Origin of the sequence: Serratia sp. NPDC087055 (genome assembly GCF_044900985.1) — a bacterium.
Lineage (GTDB): Bacteria > Pseudomonadota > Gammaproteobacteria > Enterobacterales > Enterobacteriaceae > Serratia.
In genome coordinates, this window is record NZ_JBJDOG010000004.1 from 107,930 (window position 1) to 125,892 (window position 17,963).

The 17,963-nt window shown below is 53.3% G+C and carries 15 protein-coding genes; 3 read left to right on the forward strand and 12 right to left on the reverse strand.

Going from position 1 to position 17,963, the window contains the following annotated elements:
• From rffA to trxA, 10 genes are all read right to left on the reverse strand, one after another.
• The gene (gene rffA, locus ACI2J2_RS18710) at positions 1-1,131 is read right to left on the reverse strand and encodes a dTDP-4-amino-4,6-dideoxygalactose transaminase (protein WP_209637829.1); all 1,131 of its coding nucleotides are present in this window, start codon (positions 1,129-1,131) and stop codon (positions 1-3) included.
• Positions 1,118-1,843 (reverse strand): dTDP-4-amino-4,6-dideoxy-D-galactose acyltransferase, encoded by a 726-nt coding sequence (rffC, locus tag ACI2J2_RS18715; protein ID WP_404760596.1) that lies wholly within the window; start codon positions 1,841-1,843, stop codon positions 1,118-1,120. Before rffC ends, rffA begins: the two co-directional genes overlap by 14 nt.
• Positions 1,821-2,702, reverse strand: a complete 882-nt coding sequence (rfbA, locus tag ACI2J2_RS18720) for a glucose-1-phosphate thymidylyltransferase RfbA (protein ID WP_404760597.1) — start codon at positions 2,700-2,702, stop codon at positions 1,821-1,823. The genes rffC and rfbA overlap by 23 nt, the downstream gene beginning before the upstream one ends.
• A 52-nt stretch (positions 2,703-2,754) precedes the next feature.
• The gene (rffG, locus tag ACI2J2_RS18725; RefSeq protein WP_265556416.1) at positions 2,755-3,828 is read right to left on the reverse strand and encodes a dTDP-glucose 4,6-dehydratase; all 1,074 of its coding nucleotides are present in this window, start codon (positions 3,826-3,828) and stop codon (positions 2,755-2,757) included.
• Complete coding sequence (gene wecC, locus ACI2J2_RS18730; RefSeq protein ID WP_404760598.1) at positions 3,819-5,081, reverse strand: UDP-N-acetyl-D-mannosamine dehydrogenase; 1,263 nt, start codon at positions 5,079-5,081, stop codon at positions 3,819-3,821. The genes rffG and wecC overlap by 10 nt, the downstream gene beginning before the upstream one ends.
• Positions 5,078-6,208, reverse strand: coding sequence for a non-hydrolyzing UDP-N-acetylglucosamine 2-epimerase (gene wecB, locus ACI2J2_RS18735; protein ID WP_209637839.1), 1,131 nt, complete (start codon positions 6,206-6,208; stop codon positions 5,078-5,080). The genes wecC and wecB overlap by 4 nt, the downstream gene beginning before the upstream one ends.
• A gap of 84 nt (positions 6,209-6,292) precedes the next feature.
• Positions 6,293-7,345 carry an ECA polysaccharide chain length modulation protein gene (gene wzzE, locus ACI2J2_RS18740; RefSeq protein WP_209637841.1) on the reverse strand — a complete coding sequence of 351 codons (1,053 nt, stop codon included), beginning with the start codon at positions 7,343-7,345 and terminating at the stop codon, positions 6,293-6,295.
• 20 nt (positions 7,346-7,365) lie between these two features.
• On the reverse strand, positions 7,366-8,463 hold the full coding sequence (gene wecA / locus ACI2J2_RS18745; protein WP_209637843.1) for a UDP-N-acetylglucosamine--undecaprenyl-phosphate N-acetylglucosaminephosphotransferase: 1,098 nt from the start codon (positions 8,461-8,463) through the stop codon (positions 7,366-7,368).
• A gap of 314 nt (positions 8,464-8,777) precedes the next feature.
• Positions 8,778-10,037, reverse strand: coding sequence for a transcription termination factor Rho (gene rho / locus ACI2J2_RS18750; RefSeq protein WP_037422810.1), 1,260 nt, complete (start codon positions 10,035-10,037; stop codon positions 8,778-8,780).
• Between the two features lie 578 nt (positions 10,038-10,615).
• On the reverse strand, positions 10,616-10,942 hold the full coding sequence (gene trxA, locus ACI2J2_RS18755) for a thioredoxin TrxA (protein WP_209637845.1): 327 nt from the start codon (positions 10,940-10,942) through the stop codon (positions 10,616-10,618).
• 117 nt (positions 10,943-11,059) lie between these two features.
• Here trxA and rhlB point away from each other — a divergent pair, with 117 nt between their 5' ends.
• Together rhlB and ppx are read left to right on the forward strand one after the other, a co-directional pair.
• The gene (gene rhlB / locus ACI2J2_RS18760) at positions 11,060-12,346 is read left to right on the forward strand and encodes an ATP-dependent RNA helicase RhlB (protein ID WP_209637847.1); all 1,287 of its coding nucleotides are present in this window, start codon (positions 11,060-11,062) and stop codon (positions 12,344-12,346) included.
• Positions 12,347-12,352: 6 nt separating this feature from the next.
• Entirely contained in the window at positions 12,353-13,849 is a 1,497-nt protein-coding gene (gene ppx, locus ACI2J2_RS18765) for an exopolyphosphatase (protein ID WP_209637850.1), read from the forward strand.
• A 31-nt stretch (positions 13,850-13,880) separates the two neighbouring features.
• On the opposite strand, the gene rep is transcribed toward ppx, so the two are convergent.
• Positions 13,881-15,905 carry a DNA helicase Rep gene (gene rep, locus ACI2J2_RS18770; protein ID WP_404760599.1) on the reverse strand — a complete coding sequence of 675 codons (2,025 nt, stop codon included), beginning with the start codon at positions 15,903-15,905 and terminating at the stop codon, positions 13,881-13,883.
• Positions 15,906-16,123: 218 nt separating this feature from the next.
• Here rep and ppiC point away from each other — a divergent pair, with 218 nt between their 5' ends.
• On the forward strand, positions 16,124-16,405 hold the full coding sequence (gene ppiC / locus ACI2J2_RS18775) for a peptidylprolyl isomerase PpiC (RefSeq protein WP_037422904.1): 282 nt from the start codon (positions 16,124-16,126) through the stop codon (positions 16,403-16,405).
• Between the two features lie 23 nt (positions 16,406-16,428).
• Here the strand turns inward: ppiC and ACI2J2_RS18780 are convergent, their stop codons facing one another.
• On the reverse strand, positions 16,429-17,922 hold the full coding sequence (locus ACI2J2_RS18780) for a M16 family metallopeptidase (protein WP_404760600.1): 1,494 nt from the start codon (positions 17,920-17,922) through the stop codon (positions 16,429-16,431).
• Positions 17,923-17,963 lie beyond the last annotated feature (41 nt).

Consider the following 17,963-nt stretch of genomic DNA (forward strand, 5'->3'; position numbering starts at 1 on the left):
TCAAGCGCAGAAGTTAAGAATGGTATTGATCACCGTGCGTTGAGTGACATCAGACATATTGTAGAACAATGGCAAACGGACCAGACGTGCACTCTCTTGGCTGGTGAAGCGATCTTCACCGGCAAAACGACCGAAGCGATCGCCCGCTGGGCACGCGTGTAGCGGAATATAATGGAATACCGCCATGATTTCGGCTTCTTTCAAATAATTGATAAACGCCGTGCGGTCCTCAATATCGCGCAATTTGATATAGAACATATGCGCATTTTGTACGCAGCCCGTCGGGATAGTCGGCAGAACGATCCGACCCGCTTTGGCTAATGGCAGGAGGCTGTCGTGATACTGTTGCCACAACGCCAGGCGACGGTGGTTGATGCGATCGGCCGCTTCAAGTTGCCCCCAGAGATAGGCCGCTTGCAGGTCTGACATCAGGTAGCTCGAGCCAATATCACGCCAGGTGTACTTATCCACTTGACCACGGAAGAACTGGCTGCGGTTGGTGCCTTTCTCACGGATGACCTCCGCCCGGTCGATCAGCGCCGGATCGTTAATCAGCGTGGCACCGCCTTCCCCACCCGCAGTGTAATTTTTGGTTTCGTGGAAGCTAAAGCAGCCAATATGGCCGATGGTGCCAAGCGCCTTCCCTTTGTAGGTAGACATCACGCCTTGCGCGGCATCTTCCACCACGAACAGGTTATACTTTTTCGCCAGCGCCATGATGGTGTCCATTTCACAGGCTACGCCAGCATAATGTACCGGCACAATAGCGCGGGTCTTGTCGGTGATCGCGGCTTCGATTTTAGTTTCATCGATGTTCATGGTGTCTGGACGCAGATCGACAAACACCACGGTGGCGCCCCGAAGCACAAAAGCGTTAGCCGTTGAAACAAAGGTAAAACTCGGCATGATCACTTCATCGCCCGGCTGGATATCCAGCAGGATTGCCGCCATTTCCAGCGACGCGGTGCAAGATGGCGTCAACAACACCTTCGGGCTACCAAACCGCTGTTCCATCCATTGCTGGCAGCGGCGGGTAAATCCACCGTCACCACACAGCTTGCCACTGCCCATCGCAGCCTGCATATAGTCAAGTTCGGTACCAACAACCGGTGGTGCGTTAAATGGGATCATGTTTTCCTCTGTATAACCAATACGAGGTGCTTTCAATCACAGCACCCTGTCGTTGATAGAGCCGTAACGCCGCGATATTACCCAGTTGGGTCGCAACCCGCAGACGCTTCAGTGATCGACACTCAGCAATGGCCGCAGCCATCAATCGCGAACCGATGCCTCTGCCTGAGGCTCCTGGAAACGCCGCCAGCAGGCCAATGCGGGCCTCCTGGTGACCGATATCACGCAGACTGACGAAACCTTCCGGTTGCCCAGTATCGTCCAGCGCCAATAGACATTGATGGTCAAACGTCCCCAAGACCGCCTTTTCGATCCAGGCGGCATAGAAACGGCCGCTGTCTTGGACATCATACCAAGGGGCACGGAAACGGCTGGCGGTGAACACGCGTGCCGCGGCAGCACGCAGCGCCGGAATATCGGTAGGCACAGCCAGGCGGATGCGCTGCGGAGACATATTTATCGATGAAGCACATTCCGTGCCGACATTCAGCACCAGGTCAACTTCACCCTCAACCAATTGAAAACCTAGCTGAGCCAGTCCGTCGGCCCACGCTGTTTGATGTGCCGGGATTTTGGCCTGTACCAAAGCCCAGCCAGCCAGATCGGCCTCGGCTAGCGCCGGGGCCGTATCGGAAAAGTTGAGTTTTGCGCTAGTAAGGGCGAAAAACTCAGATTCCCATGCTAAGGGATCAATAGTGGCGTGGACGTACATGCAGTAGATCCAGCAAATACTTGCCGTAACCGGTTTTGGATAGTGCGCTGGCGGCACGCTTCAGGCCTTTATCATCCAGCCAACCGTTACGCCAGGCAATCTCTTCCAGACAGGCGATTTTGAAGCCCTGACGTTTTTCTACCGTCTGCACAAAGCTACTGGCTTCCAGCAAGCTGTCGTGGGTACCGGTATCCAGCCAGGCAAAACCACGGCCTAGCAGTTCAACGGTCAGTTCACCACGCTCCAGATACATCTGGTTAATGCTGGTGATTTCCAACTCACCACGCTCCGAAGGTTTCACCTGTTTAGCAAATTCCACAACCTGCTTGTCGTAGAAGTACAAGCCGGTCACTGCCCAGTCAGATTTAGGCTTTTTCGGTTTTTCTTCAATCGACAATGCGCGGAAATTCTCGTCAAACTCCACCACACCGAAGCGATCGGGATCCATCACCTGATAGCCAAATACCGTTGCACCTTCGGTACGCGTCGCGACAGTTTTCAGTTTAGGGCTGAAAGATTGGCCGAAGAAGATGTTATCCCCCAACACTAAACAACAGGAGTCTCCATTGATGAACTCTTCACCAATCAAGAACGCCTGAGCCAAGCCTTCTGGCTTCGGTTGTGCGGCATAGCTGAGATTCACACCAAACTGATCGCCGCTCCCCAACAAGCGCTGGAACGAAGGCAAATCTTCCGGGGTAGAAATAATCAAAATGTCGCGGATACCAGCCAACATCAGCACCGACATCGGGTAATAAATCATCGGCTTATCGTAAATAGGCAACAGTTGCTTGGATACGCCACGGGTAATAGGGTGCAAACGGGTACCGGAACCGCCAGCCAGAATAATGCCTTTCATACTTACTCCAAAAATCTGCAGGACCGCCACTCAGGTAACGGCCTCGCTGTATTTAGTCTGATAAACCTAAACGTTCACCCGCATAGGAACCGTCCTGAACACGACGCCACCAGGTTTCATTGTTCAGATACCAAGAAACCGTTTTGCGGATACCGCTTTCAAAGGTTTCCTGTGGGCGCCAGCCCAGCTCCCGGTCAATTTTTCCGGCATCGATCGCATAACGCATATCGTGGCCCGGACGATCCTTGACGTAAGTAATCAGGTCACGGTATTTCCCCACGCCCTGTGGTTTATTCGGTGCCAACTCTTCCAGCAGATCGCAAATGGTATGCACGACTTCAATATTCTTGCGCTCATTGTGGCCACCGATATTGTAGGTCTCACCGACCACGCCTTCGGTAACCACCTGGTATAATGCACGCGCATGATCTTCAACATACAGCCAATCACGCACCTGTGCGCCATCGCCATACACCGGTAAGGGTTTACCGGCCACGGCATTGAGGATCACCAGCGGGATCAGCTTCTCCGGGAAGTGATATGGGCCGTAATTATTGGAACAGTTGGTGACCAGCGTCGGCAAGCCATAGGTACGCAACCAGGCGCGGACCAGATGATCGCTGGACGCCTTGGAGGCCGAATAGGGGCTGCTCGGCGAGTAAGGCGTGGTTTCAGTGAACAAATCGTCCGTACCGTGCAGATCGCCATACACTTCATCGGTGGAGATGTGATGAAAACGGAAACTCTGCTTCTTCTCTGCATCCAGCGGTTGCCAATAATGGCGGGCCGCCTCCAACATGGTGTAGGTACCCACCACGTTGGTTTCAATAAATGCCGCCGGGCCATCGATAGAACGGTCAACATGGCTTTCCGCCGCCAGGTGCATGATCACGTCCGGCTGATACTGGGCAAATACCCGATCCAATGCCGAACGATCGCAAATATCCACCTGTTCAAACGAATAGCGTTCGTTATCGGCAACCACCGAGAGCGACTCCAGATTGCCCGCGTAGGTGAGTTTGTCTACCACCAGGACGCTGTCCTGCGTAGCTTCGATGATGTGCCTCACGACCGCTGAGCCAATAAAGCCAGCCCCACCAGTGACTAAAATACGTTTCAACGCCATACCCCTTTGGTATCCACAACCCATGTTTGTTTTATTTCTTCCGGCTTAATTGCCTTGAACTGCTTGTGATCGACCAACATCACGATCACATCTGCCTGTTGCAATGCGTCAGGCAGCGTTTTCAGCGTCACATGGCCCGCCAGTGATTTCGGCAACTGCTCAACGTTAGGCTCAACGACAAGCGTTTCACCAACGTGCCAATCGGCAATCAGGTGTGCCACTTCAACCGCAGGGCTTTCGCGCAGATCGTCGATATTTGGCTTAAAGGCTAAACCAAAGCAGGCAATTTTCACTTCGGATGCACGCTTGTCGGTCGCCGCCAGGCAGTCAGCAACCGCCGCCTTAACGCGATCCACCACCCACAGCGGTTTTCCGTCATTCACCAGGCGCGCAGTATGGATCAAACGCGCCTGCTGCGGATTTTGCGAGACAATGAACCACGGATCGACCGCGATACAATGGCCTCCAACACCAGGGCCTGGTTGCAGAATATTTACCCGCGGATGGCGATTCGCCAGCCGGATAAGCTCCCACACGTTGATGCCCTGTTCCGCGCAAATCAGCGACAGTTCATTGGCAAACGCGATGTTCACATCGCGGAAGCTGTTTTCGGTCAGTTTGCACATCTCAGCGGTGCGCGAATTGGTAATGACGCACTCACCTTCGAGGAAAATTTTATACAGCGTGCTGGCACGCTCTGAGCATTTTGGCGTCATGCCACCAATAACGCGGTCGTTCTGAATCAGCTCAACCATCACCTGCCCTGGCAACACACGCTCTGGGCAGTAAGCGATGTTCACGTCGGCAGACTCACCTGCCTGCTGAGGGAAGCTGAGATCGCTACGCGCCTCGGCCAGCCACTGGGCCATCTGTTCGGTGGCGCCGACCGGAGAGGTCGACTCCAAAATAACCAGATCGCCCTTTTTCAGCACCGGAGCCAGGGATTTTGCCGCAGCTTCGACATAAGCCAGATCCGGCTCATGATCGCCTTTAAACGGCGTTGGCACCGCGATCAAGAAAGCATCTGCGGCAAGAGGTTGAGTTACGGCTTGCAGATAACCGCCATCGACCGCGTCTTTCACCACTTTATCCAGGTCGGGTTCCACGATATGGATCGCGCCGCGATTGATGGTATCTACCGCATGTTGGTTAACATCTACGCCCACCACTTTTTTCTTACGGGAGGCGAACGCCGCCGCTGTTGGCAGGCCGATATAACCCAGGCCGATAACTGAAATAGTGTTAAAACTCATAGTGTCACCTGATGGTTCTTCAAAGCTTCAAGAATACGCTGGCAGGCATGCCCGTCACCGTAAGGGTTATGCGCCCGGCTCATGGCGTGATATTCACTTTCATCCGTCAGCAAGCGGGTTACGGCGTCGACAATTTTTGCCACGTCGGTGCCCACCAGACGCACCGTGCCTGAATCTACCGCTTCCGGTCGCTCGGTGGTGTCACGCATTACCAGCACAGGTTTGCCCAATGACGGCGCCTCTTCCTGAATGCCGCCAGAATCGGTCAGGATCAAATAAGACTTGGCCATCAGATACACGAAGGGCAAATAATCTTGCGGATCGATCAGAATAATATTATCGATCCCTTTCAAAATGCGGTTGACCGGCTCGCTGACATTTGGATTGAGATGCACCGGATACACCACCTGCACATCGGGATGCGTGCGTGCAATTTCTGCAAGCGCGCTGCAGATCCGCTCAAAACCGCCACCAAAGCTTTCGCGACGGTGGCCTGTAACCAGAATCAATTTCTTATTGGCATCCAGGAACGGATAACGCTGTGCCAGGCTGTCATGCAATGCGGTATCACCCATCACCCGATCGCGTACCCAGAACAGCGCGTCGATCACCGTGTTACCGGTGACGAAAATATGATCGTCCGGCAGCAGTTCCCGCAACAGATTCTGACGCGAATTTTCCGTCGGAGCGAAGTGATACATCGCCAGATGGCCGGTCAGCTTACGGTTAGCTTCTTCTGGCCACGGCGAATAAAGGTTGCCGGTGCGCAGACCTGCCTCAACGTGTCCTACGGGAATACGCTGATAAAACGCCGCCAGACTCGTCGCTAGCGTCGTGGTAGTGTCACCATGAACCAGCACTACGTCCGGTTTGAACTCCTCGAGAACGCCTTTCAGACCTTCCAGAATACGGCAGGTAATCTCACTCAATCCCTGACCGGGCTTCATGATATTCAAGTCGTAATCAGGCACTATTTCAAATAACCGCAATACCTGATCCAACATCTCACGATGCTGTGCCGTCACGCAGACTCTTGATTCAAAGGCTTCATCCTGAGCCAGGGCATGTACCAGCGGTGCCATTTTGATGGCTTCAGGTCTGGTGCCGAAAACAGTCAACACTTTCACAGCGAATCTCTTTTGGTCGGTTAACCGCAGGCGTACCTGCGAATTGGGCGCTTACGCGCCCATCAGCGAATTATTATATTATTTTTAATTACGCGGCCGACGCACCAGGGCAACACCTGCGCCAACCAAAGCACCCATCGCGCCCCACATGATCAGCCAGAATATCCGCCGCGGGCTATCACGTTTTACCGGCTCTTCAGGCGTCCGCAAATAGCGGTAAGTCTGAAACTTTTCGTCCAACGTCGGGCCAACGTTCAATGTCGACAGCATCGCACGATTTTGATCGTAATCCAGATCGAATGTAGGCCCCGAAGCCTGTAACCCCTCCAGGCGTGCCTGCAGCATAGGTTTGCCCAGCAGGAACAGATCGGAGTCTGGCAGCTGTTCTGCCGGTGTATCGGTTTGAGTCCGGCTGATACCCTGCGTTTCGGCAATTTTCAACGCCTGTTGAATGGTATTCAACTCGCGCTTATACACCGCCTCTGCGACCGCTTCCTGGCGCTTGACCTGCGCTTTCATCGAGGTGGTACGGGCAGCCCAAGCCCCCTGGATCTCTTCGTTCAAGTGCTGTGCTGCACGGTGGCTGGCAAAGGCGACGTACTGGCGCAGCAGACGGTTAGCATCTGCCGCCGTTTCCGCCGTCAATTTCACACCGTCGTTCGGCACTTTTTTATCATCACGCGCAGTAAACTGTATGTTGTTAATCAGTTCGTCGAGCAATGCCGCATCAGCGCCCGCATCGCCTTCCTGACGCTGCTTGTAATAATCGCTCTGCAGCCAAAAATCACGACGTGTATCGTAAGCGGCCAACTGCATAATGAATTCATTATACGCTTCGTCAGCAATGCCTGGCTGCTCACTGGCAGCGGCTGGCATGGTTCTTACATCCAGATTGCGCAGGAATTGTTGTTGGGAGTAATAACCGCCCAATGCATTTACGGTTGGCCTGTCAGTAATCGCCGTTGCACTCCATTCCTGTTTCACCAGGTAGGAAACGACCAGCGCAACCACGGCAAACAATGCCGCAATACCAATAATCCATGGTTTACCGCGCCACAGGGTACAACACAGGCCACGGATATCGAGTTCGTTATCCACTGCCGGGGCGTTCTTGTTAGACATTGTTTCTGGATTCATCACTGCCCAAAAGCCTCTGATTAAGATACTTGCTTATTGCTGTTCGAACGCCGCAGACGACGTTTGATACGCTTAATGTAACGTGCAACACGCCAGGCGCGTTTAATGCAGTAACCGTATAAGAAGAAAGCAAGCAAGAATAATGCCAACATTACCCATTCAGGGATGAAAGTAAGGCGTTCACCCAACACACCGATGGCAGCCAGCAGCGCAGCTGCCAGCGTAATCAGCACAAAAGCCTGCCGCGGCGTGAAGCCCGCACGCATGATCAAATGGTGAATATGTTGACGGTCTGGGGAAAAGGGACTCATCCCCTTACGTAAGCGACGGTACATGATGGCAATCATGTCCATCAGCGGAATAGCGATAATCCACAACGCAGTGACAGGGTTAATAGAATGAGCTTTACCCTGCGAGCTTTGCAGCAGCAGCCAAATGGCGGTGAAACCGATCAACGTACTGCCGGCATCGCCCATAAACACCTTATACCGCCGACCAAGAATGCCGAGGTTAAGCAGGATATAAGGCACGATGGCGGCAATCATCGCGAAACACCAGAAGGCCAGATCAGAATGACCGCTCAGATATAACAATACGCCCAGCGCACCGAAAGATACGCATGACAGCCCTCCCAGCAGGCCGTCAATGCCATCCACCATGTTAAAAGCATTGATGGCCGCCCAAACGGCGAACAGCGTCACCAGGTAGCCGAACGGCCCCAGCTGCATTTCCCAGTCACCCAGCACATGGCCAAAACTGCGCAAGTAGAGCCCAGCAAAGACCATCATCGCAATGCCAACCAGTGCCTGAACCAGCGCACGAATTTTAACGCTGATGTCGAAACGATCGTCAAGAGCACCAACGAACACTAATATCCCCGCACAAGCGAGGTAGAGTTTGCCATGCGCAATCGTTTGGTCAGAAATAAGGAAGGCAAAGCACAATCCGGCATAAACAGAAATACCCCCGACCAGAGGAATGAGCCCCTGATGCCGTTTACGGTAATTCGGTTTATCAACCAGACCAATACGTTTTGCTGCTTTACGGGCAACAAAGAGAAAAGCCAAAGAAAACAGGAAAACAAATAGAATTTCAGTACTCATAGTGAGTAAGTTCACAGTTAACAAGATCTCTGTAGAAGATAAGGCAGCTTAACACGGGCGACAGGTTGCGCCATGGGATCCCGCTACCTTTCAGTCATTTCCTATGACAACAGCCACTCATTCTTATTTCACCTTGCCTGCTTGCTGTTTCGACAGTAACAAAGCGCGAACGACGAAACATCGACCGCAAATAAGATGAATTCTCAGTAAGTCACGAAAATGACTTACGTTTCCATTTCTGTTACTTATCGTATCTGCCAAAAGCAAAAAACGCCACGACTAGGCGTGGCGTTCTCTGAATTTTTTACTCAATTATGAGCGCATCGTCATTATGAGCGCTTCATCATATCGAAGAATTCATCATTGGTCTTGGTCATGGCCAACTTGTTAATGAGGAACTCCATCGCATCAATCTCACCCATTGGGTGAATGATTTTACGCAGGATCCACATTTTCTGCAGCTCTTCAGACGTGGTAAGTAATTCTTCTTTACGTGTACCCGAGCGGTTGTAGTCGATCGCAGGGAATACACGCTTCTCGGCGATTTTACGCGCCAGGTGTAATTCCATGTTGCCGGTACCTTTAAACTCTTCGTAGATAACTTCGTCCATTTTCGACCCGGTGTCGACCAGCGCAGTAGCGATGATGGTCAGGCTGCCGCCTTCCTCAACGTTACGTGCCGCACCGAAGAAACGCTTAGGACGATGCAGGGCGTTGGCATCCACACCACCGGTCAACACTTTACCGGAAGCCGGTACTACGGTGTTGTAGGCACGCGCCAGACGAGTAATGGAGTCAAGCAAGATGATAACGTCTTTTTTGTGCTCGACCAGGCGCTTGGCCTTCTCGATCACCATTTCTGCAACCTGAACGTGGCGCGAGGCTGGTTCATCAAAGGTAGAAGCAATAACTTCGCCCTTAACCAGACGCTGCATCTCGGTCACTTCTTCCGGACGTTCGTCGATCAGCAGAACCATCAGCACGCAGTCTGGATGGTTGTAGGCGATGCTCTGCGCAATGTTCTGCAGCAGCATGGTTTTACCGGCTTTCGGCGGAGCAACAATCAGACCACGTTGACCACGACCAATCGGTGAAGCCAGGTCCAGCACGCGTGCGGTCAAGTCTTCGGTTGAGCCGTTACCGCGTTCCATCCGCAGACGGGAGTTGGCATGCAGTGGTGTTAAGTTCTCGAACAGGATCTTGCTGCGGGCGTTTTCCGGTTTGTCGTAGTTAACTTCATTAACTTTCAACAGGGCAAAGTAACGCTCGCCTTCTTTTGGCGGACGAATCTTACCGGAAATGGTGTCACCTGTACGGAGGTTGAAACGGCGGATTTGGCTAGGGGATACGTAGATGTCGTCGGGGCCTGCAAGGTAGGAGCTGTCTCCAGAGCGGAGGAAACCAAATCCATCTTGCAATATCTCCAACACGCCATCGCCGAAGATATCTTCTCCACTTTTCGCATGCTGCTTAAGGATAGAGAAGATAATGTCCTGCTTGCGCATACGGGCAAGGTTTTCCAGCCCCATATTTTCGCCGAGAGTAATCAGCTCAGAAACCGGCGTATTCTTTAATTCGGTAAGATTCATAGTGGTGGGTTCTTAAACTCGGGGTATGTCTCGAACTTATATCGTGAATGGTATGGCAGCGGGATATATCTTTCGGCTTTCTGGTGGTTGCGTTGGCTTCCCGTGTTAACCCCAGCCACTTAGCGGACTAAGCTACGGAGATTCGTTCGGTTGCCGACTGGCCACACCCTGAAATCCATTGGATATTCGTGCCTGTTTACTGGACGTTCGATCACCGGGCGCTGAGCTGTCACGGTAAGAAATGGCTTACAGAGGACGCGCGCATTGACGGTTTAAGATCGAAGGTACCTTAAAATTGATTTTGCAAAACCGTTTGATTGTTAAAACACGGGCTGAGTTCATTTTTCTTTCAACGCCAGCGGTTCAACACAGAGTAACGCTTTAGATTTAGACTCTTTAGATTTAAAACTTCGGGCAAGTTCTATATGCAGTATGGTTAAACTTAACACGCTTCTTGGCAGGCGTCTAGCGGTGAATTGAACATCCCCGCCAGACGCCTGTATATCCCCGTTGCCTCTCACACTGCGACGTTGTGAACCGCAGTGTCAAATCCATTGGGCATACGGCTTCTCGCCCAATTACAGATTCGCGTTAAGGAAATCTTTGAGCTGGCCTTTGGACAACGCACCAACCTTGGTCGCAGCCACTTCACCGTTCTTGAACAACAACAGCGTAGGGATACCACGGATACCGTACTTAGGTGCGGTTGCCGGGTTTTGGTCGATATTCAGCTTGGTGATGGTCAGCTTGCCTTCGAACTCCTCGGCAATCTCATCCAGAATCGGAGCAATCATCTTGCACGGCCCACACCATTCAGCCCAGAAATCGACCAGGATTGGCCCTTCAGCTTTCAGCACGTCGGTGTCGAAGCTGCTGTCAGTCAGGTGAATAATTTTATCGCTCATGTTCTACTCCAAAGGATTGTGTCTACCTTGTTGGTGTAGCATTAACCAACCTAAGGTGACTTTATTTCACCGGATACGCTTTCGTAAAGCAATAGTTAGCTGATATTCTACCACACTATGAGCAAAACACACTTGACCGAACAGAAGTTTTCCGACTTCGCCCTGCACCCGTTAGTCCTTGAAGCCCTTGAAAAGAAAGGGTTTCAACATTGCACGCCTATCCAGGCGTTAGCATTGCCGCTCACGCTCTCTGGGCGTGACGTTGCAGGTCAGGCGCAAACCGGTACCGGAAAGACGCTGGCATTTTTAGCGTCTACTTTTCACTATTTGCTTTCTCACCCGGCGAAACAGGATCGCCAGACCAATCAGCCGCGCGCCTTGATCATGGCGCCAACGCGTGAGCTGGCGGTACAGATCCACTCCGACGCAGAAGCCCTGTCCAAATCTACCGGCCTGAAACTTGGCCTGGCATACGGTGGCGACGGCTACGACAAACAGCTGAAAGTGCTGGAAAGCGGCGTGGATATCCTGGTCGGTACTACCGGTCGTTTGATCGATTACGCCAAACAAAACTATATTGACCTGAGCGCAATCCAGGTTGTGGTATTGGATGAGGCCGATCGTATGTACGATCTGGGCTTTATCAAAGATATCCGCTGGTTGTTCCGTCGTATGCCTCCGGTCGATCAACGCCTGAACATGCTGTTCTCTGCCACGTTGTCTTATCGCGTACGCGAGCTGGCTTTCGAACAAATGAACAACGCTGAATATGTTGAAGTGGAACCGGAACAGAAAACCGGCCACCGCATTAAAGAAGAGTTGTTCTACCCGTCCAACGAAGAAAAAATGCGCCTGTTACAGACGCTGATCGAAGAAGAATGGCCTGACCGCTGCATCATCTTCGCCAACACCAAGCATCGCTGTGAAGACATTTGGGGCCATCTGGCCGCCGATGGTCACCGTGTAGGCCTGTTGACCGGCGATGTCGCGCAGAAGAAGCGTCTGCGTATTCTGGACGATTTCACCAAGGGTAACCTGGATATTCTGGTTGCCACCGACGTCGCCGCCCGCGGTCTTCACATCCCGCTGGTTACGCACGTATTCAACTACGATCTGCCTGACGACTGCGAGGACTATGTCCACCGTATTGGTCGTACCGGTCGTGCCGGCGAAAGCGGTCACTCCATCAGTCTGGCCTGTGAAGAGTATGCGCTCAACCTGCCGGCGATCGAAACCTATACCGGCCACAGCATTCCAGTGAGCAAGTACAACAGCGATGCCTTAATGAGTGACTTGCCTGCGCCTAAGCGCCTGGCTCGCCCACGCGGTGGCAACGGCCCGCGTCGTAACTCTTCGCCACGTCGTGGCGGTGCACCGCGCAACAACCGTAAACGTTCAGGCTGATAGACAATGCTCAGTTCCAGCGCACTTTATGCCGCGATCGACCTTGGCTCCAATAGCTTCCACATGTTGGTGGTGCGCGAGGTAGCCGGCAGTATTCAAACACTGGCGCGCATTAAGCGCAAAGTGCGCCTGGCAGCCGGGCTGGATCAGAACAACCACCTGTCGCAAGAAGCCATGCAGCGCGGTTGGCAATGTTTGAAGCTGTTCTCTGAACGCCTGCAGGACATTCCCCGTGAACAGATTCGCGTAGTCGCCACGGCTACGCTGCGTCTGGCGTGCAATGCCGATGAATTCCTACAGACTGCCGAGCAGATCCTTGGTTGCCCGATCCAGGTGATCAGCGGCGAGGAAGAAGCCCGCCTGATCTACCACGGTGTTGCCCATACTACCGGTGGACCAGACCAACGTTTAGTGGTCGATATCGGTGGCGGCAGTACCGAATTAGTCACAGGTACCGGCGCACAAGCAGCCCAGCTGTATAGCCTGTCGATGGGGTGTGTCACCTGGCTGGAGCGTTTTTTCAGCGATCGCAATCTGGGGCAGGAGAATTTCGAACGGGCTGAACAGGCTGCGCGTGAAATGGTGCGCCCTATTGCGCCACAGCTGCGTCAACACGGTTGGCAGATCTGCGTCGGCGCTTCCGGCACCGTCCAGGCACTGCAGGAAATCATGGTTGCGCAGGGTATGGATGAACGTATCACCCTGTCCAAACTGCGTCAGTTGAAACAACGTGCCATTCAGTGCGGTAAGTTGGAAGAGCTGGAAATTGAAGGGCTGACGCTGGAACGCGCGCTGGTATTTCCCAGTGGGCTATCCATCCTGCTGGCGATATTCCAGGAACTGGGTATTGAAAGCATGATGCTGGCTGGCGGCGCACTGCGCGAAGGCTTGGTCTACGGCATGCTGCACCTGCCAGTGGAACAGGATATTCGCAGCCGCACGATTCGCAACCTGCAACGTCGCTATCTGTTGGACACCGAGCAGGCCGAACGCGTCAGCCAATTGGCTGCCAACTTTTCGCAGCAGGTCAGTAATGAATGGCAATTGGATGCGCGATGTCGCGAGTTATTGCACAGCGCCTGCCTGATCCACGAAATTGGCCTCAGTGTTGATTTCAAGCAAGCGCCGCAACACGCCGCTTATCTGATCCGCCATCTGGATTTACCCGGTTTTACCCCGGCGCAAAAAAAGCTGCTCGCCACCCTGCTGCAAAACCAAAGCAACACCATCGATCTGCCGCTGCTCAGCCAGCAAAACGCACTGCCACCGCGTATGGCGCAACGTTTATGCCGGATTCTGCGCTTGGCCATTATCTTTGCCAGCCGTCGTCGCGACGACACGCTGCCTGCGGTACGCCTGCGTGCCAATAATGATGACGAACTGACAGTGATCCTGCCACCGGGCTGGCTTGAACAGCATCCATTACGCGCAGAAGCGCTGGATCAGGAAAGCCATTGGCAAAGCTATGTGCACTGGCCGCTCATCCTGGAAGAACAACGTTGATATGACAAGGGCGCTCACCGCGCCCATTCTTTTAGTTTTCGCCTTTGGCCTTGGCCAACTGGGCACGAATATTGGCCAAATGGCTCTGCCCTTTTTGCATTCGCTCTTGCGGACTAACCACCTTACGTTCACTTTCCCACGCCAGATCATCCTGCGGCAGTTCTAGCAAGAAACGGCTCGGTTCCGGTCGCACCAGCTCGCCATACTGGCGACGCTCACGGCACAGCGTGAAAATCAGCTCTTTTTGGGCTCGCGTGATCCCCACATAAGCCAGGCGACGCTCTTCATCAACGTTATCCTCGTCAATGCTGCTCTGATGTGGCAACAGCCCCTCTTCCATCCCCACCAGGAAGACATAAGGGAACTCCAACCCTTTGGAGGCATGCAGTGTCATTAACTGAACCTGATCCAGCTCCTCATCACTTTCACCGCGTTCCATCATGTCCCGCAGCGTAAAGCGCGTCACCACCTGCGTCAGCGTCATGGGTTCATCCAGCTCGCTGCCTTCCAGCATTTCCGTCATCCAACCAAACAGGGTATTAACGTTTTTCATGCGCATTTCGGCGGCTTTCGGGCTGGGCGAGGTTTCAAACAGCCAGCTTTCATAGTCTACGCCATGAATTAAATCGCGTACCGCGGCTACCGGCTCGCGCTCCGCCAACTGGGCAATGCCGTCCAGCCAATGGGTGAAGCGCTGCAAAGACTCCAGCCCACGGCCGGTCAGATGCTGACTCAACCCGAGATCAAAACTGGCACGGAAAAGGCTTTTGTTACGTTGGTTAGCCCACTCCCCCAGCTTTTGCAGCGTTGCCGGGCCAATTTCACGCTTCGGCGTATTGACGATACGCAGAAACGCGCTGTCATCATCCGGGTTAGTCAGGACGCGCAGGTAGGCCAGCAGATCCTTGATTTCTGGTCGTGAGAAAAACGAGGTACCGCCGGAAATCTTGTAAGGGATACGGTTTTGCATCAGCATTTTTTCAAACAGCCGCGACTGATGGTTGCCGCGATAAAGAATCGCATAATCACCGTAATTGGTTCGTTTCACGAAGTGATGGGCAATCAGTTCCCCCACGACCCGCTCAGCCTCATGATCCTCGTTATTGGCGGTCACTACCTTCAGTTCTTCGCCATAGCCCAGCTCGGAAAATAGCCTTTTTTCAAACACGTGTGGATTGTTGGCGATCAAAATATTCGCCGCCTTCAGAATGCGCTCGCTCGAACGGTAGTTCTGTTCCAGTTTGATCACCTGCAACGCTGGGAAGTCTTCCTTCAACAGCACCAGGTTCTGCGGACGTGCACCGCGCCAGGAGTAGATCGACTGATCATCGTCCCCCACCACGGTAAAGCGCGCACGGTTGCCCACCAACAGTTTCACCAGCTCGTACTGACTGGTGTTGGTATCCTGATATTCATCCACCAGCAGGTAACGAATACGGTTCTGCCAGCGTTCGCGGACCTCTTCATTACGCTGCAACAGCAAGGTTGGCAGCAGGATCAAATCGTCAAAATCCAGCACGTTACAGGCACGCATGTGCGCGTGATACAGGCCATAGCAATGCGCAAAAAGTTTGTCGCGTTCCGAACGCGCCAGCTCCATAGCCTTTTTGGGATCGACCAGGTCATTTTTCCAATTGGAGATAGTCGAGATCAGCTGCGCCACCAGCGTTTTGTCATTCTCCAGCCATTTCTCGGTCAGGTCTTTCAGCAATGCCAGCTGATCCTGATCGTCGAACAGCGAAAAGTTAGACTTCATCTGCAACGCGGCATATTCACGTTTAATGATTTCCAGGCCCAACGTGTGGAAGGTGGATATCATCAGCCCGCGCGCTTCTTTGCGCCCCATGGTTTGCGCCACACGCTCTTTCATCTCTCGTGCGGCCTTATTGGTAAAGGTCACGGCGGCGATGTGCCGCGCCTGATAACCACAGTTGTGGATCAGGTGAGCGATTTTGTTGGTGATGACGCGCGTCTTGCCGGAACCTGCACCGGCCAGCACCAGGCAGGGCCCGGTAACGAATTCGACGGCTTGTTGTTGGCTGGGGTTTAATCGCATGGCGCTTTATTGCTCGACTTTATAACGTGGAAAGGGATTGTAGCAGAAAGCCCCGATGAGATTTAACGGGTATACCCGTCATACTTGAAGCTGCACCTGTGTTGGCTGCATTCACTCCCCCGAATCACTGACCTGAGAGCGCCCTTGCCGCCTTGATACACCTCCAATTATTTAGGGTATATAATCAGCGCAATTTCTGTATCGATAAAGGCAATACCATGGCAAAGACGGCGTGCGCTCTGCACATTCTGGTAGACAATGAAAAACTGGCCGATGAACTGCTGGCCAAGCTTAAACGTGGTGTCAGCTTTGACACGCTGGCGCGCAAATACTCGACCTGCCCGTCAAAACGCAACGGTGGCTCTTTGGGTGAATTCAACAAGGGCACCATGGTGGCCGCCTTTGATAAAGCGGTGTTCAGCATTCCATTGTTGAAGCCCTACGGCCCGGTGAAAACCCAGTTCGGCTACCACATCATCAAAGTGCTGTACCGTAACTAAGGGGGCAAACGCCCCCTCTGTCGTTACTGTGCGCTGGTCTCTGGTGCGGGCGCGGTGTCGGTCGGCTTGACCTCTTCCGACACCACGGCAGGGGCCGGAGACATAATGCCGCTATAGGTTTCCTGTAGCTGCTTCATGCTCATCTCTGGCTCGCCCTTCGGCTGCATCAACACCAACGTCGCATCTTGCGAAAGCTGTAGTTTCAATTCCTGATTCAGCGCCTCAAGCGTTAACCCGCTCAAGAACTCCTGACGCAGTTTCTGATACTGCTCCGGTGCGATATCCACAACGCCACTCTGCTGCGAGCGCAAGCGCTGGCTCATCAGCACGTCCGTATCGGTACGGGCATAGGTGGCGAACAGCTTGCTCAGTTGATCGGTTTTCTGCGCCAGCAGCGCGTTAAACTCATCCTGCGACAGGCCATTGTCACGCACGTTAGCCAGCTCTCGTGCAATAAAGCTCAGGCTGTTGTTCAGGTTGTTATTCGGCGTGTCGAGATGGATAGCACATTGGGCACGCTGGTATTGCACACGGCAATCAAAGCCCAAATGCAGGTTTTTCTGGTCGCTTTTTTCCAGCACCTGTTGGAGATGCCAGAACAACGCCTCACGCGCCATATCACCACGCCAATAACGGCTCAGGTTTTGCGAATCGCGGATCGGGTGCCATGGCGCATCCCACATAATCGACAACGTATCCTGCTTAACCTGTTCACTGATCAGGCTAACCGGCTGCGGTGGCAGCGGCGTCAACGTCGGCATCAGAGCGGGAGTTTCACGCTTGCCTTTCAGTGGTGAGAAAGCTTTGTTGATTTGCTCACCCAAGCTGCGGCTGTCCGCCTTGCCCACAACGTATAACGTCATCGCGTCGGGGGTGTACCATTGCTGGTAGAATTTCTTCAATTGGTCGACATTCACAGGCCGTTTCGGCGGTTGAGCCGGATCGTGCGCCAACAGCGTTGAGCCTTTTAGGCGATAGCGCCACCAGGCATCTTTTGGGTTTGGCGGGAACGTGCCAACCGGATCGACACTAGCGTTCATCACCGCGTGCAACGTATGTTCGTCAATCGCCAGTTTGCCGGTGGTGTCGGAAAGCCACGTCAGCGCCTCTTTCAGCAAGTCTGGGCGGTTATTCGGCAAGCTGAGATTATAAATGGTGAAGTCATAAGAGCTGATGGCCGGAGGCAAAGGTCGCTCGCTGTCCACGCTCTGTTGCCACAGTGAACGTAACTGCGGTGGGGTAAAGCTTTCGCTGCGCGCCAATGACAGGCGCGGCAGCAGATGGGCAAAGCCAATCTGCTGCGAAGACTCGACGAGCGAGCCAGTGTTGACCATCAACCGCAACTCGACGCGATCGCTCGGCCGTTGCGGCGTATCGAGTATCTGCCATGAAAACCCGTTGGCCAACGCCCCCTGCTGCCAGGCAGGATCGGGTTGTAGTGCTTCAGCCTGCACGCTGCTGTTGGCTGCAGCCAACAGCAGCCCACCTACTATGAGATGAATTCTGGTGCCCTGCATGTGAACCCCTACTTAATTACTATCCAATTTCTTTATGCAAA

What these genes read in the sequence shown, in the direction of transcription:
- rhlB (WP_209637847.1), top strand. Translation starts at nt 11,060, where the DNA reads ATGAGCAAAACACACTTGACCGAACAGAAGTTTTCCGACTTCGCCCTG.
- rho (WP_037422810.1), bottom strand. Translation starts at nt 10,037, where the DNA reads ATGAATCTTACCGAATTAAAGAATACGCCGGTTTCTGAGCTGATTACT.
- wecC (WP_404760598.1), bottom strand. Translation starts at nt 5,081, where the DNA reads ATGAGTTTTAACACTATTTCAGTTATCGGCCTGGGTTATATCGGCCTG.
- ACI2J2_RS18780 (WP_404760600.1), bottom strand. Translation starts at nt 17,922, where the DNA reads ATGCAGGGCACCAGAATTCATCTCATAGTAGGTGGGCTGCTGTTGGCT.
- rffC (WP_404760596.1), bottom strand. Translation starts at nt 1,843, where the DNA reads ATGTACGTCCACGCCACTATTGATCCCTTAGCATGGGAATCTGAGTTT.
- rfbA (WP_404760597.1), bottom strand. Translation starts at nt 2,702, where the DNA reads ATGAAAGGCATTATTCTGGCTGGCGGTTCCGGTACCCGTTTGCACCCT.
- trxA (WP_209637845.1), bottom strand. Translation starts at nt 10,942, where the DNA reads ATGAGCGATAAAATTATTCACCTGACTGACAGCAGCTTCGACACCGAC.
- rffG (WP_265556416.1), bottom strand. Translation starts at nt 3,828, where the DNA reads ATGGCGTTGAAACGTATTTTAGTCACTGGTGGGGCTGGCTTTATTGGC.
- rffA (WP_209637829.1), bottom strand. Translation starts at nt 1,131, where the DNA reads ATGATCCCATTTAACGCACCACCGGTTGTTGGTACCGAACTTGACTAT.
- ppx (WP_209637850.1), top strand. Translation starts at nt 12,353, where the DNA reads ATGCTCAGTTCCAGCGCACTTTATGCCGCGATCGACCTTGGCTCCAAT.
- wzzE (WP_209637841.1), bottom strand. Translation starts at nt 7,345, where the DNA reads ATGAATCCAGAAACAATGTCTAACAAGAACGCCCCGGCAGTGGATAAC.
- ppiC (WP_037422904.1), top strand. Translation starts at nt 16,124, where the DNA reads ATGGCAAAGACGGCGTGCGCTCTGCACATTCTGGTAGACAATGAAAAA.
- rep (WP_404760599.1), bottom strand. Translation starts at nt 15,905, where the DNA reads ATGCGATTAAACCCCAGCCAACAACAAGCCGTCGAATTCGTTACCGGG.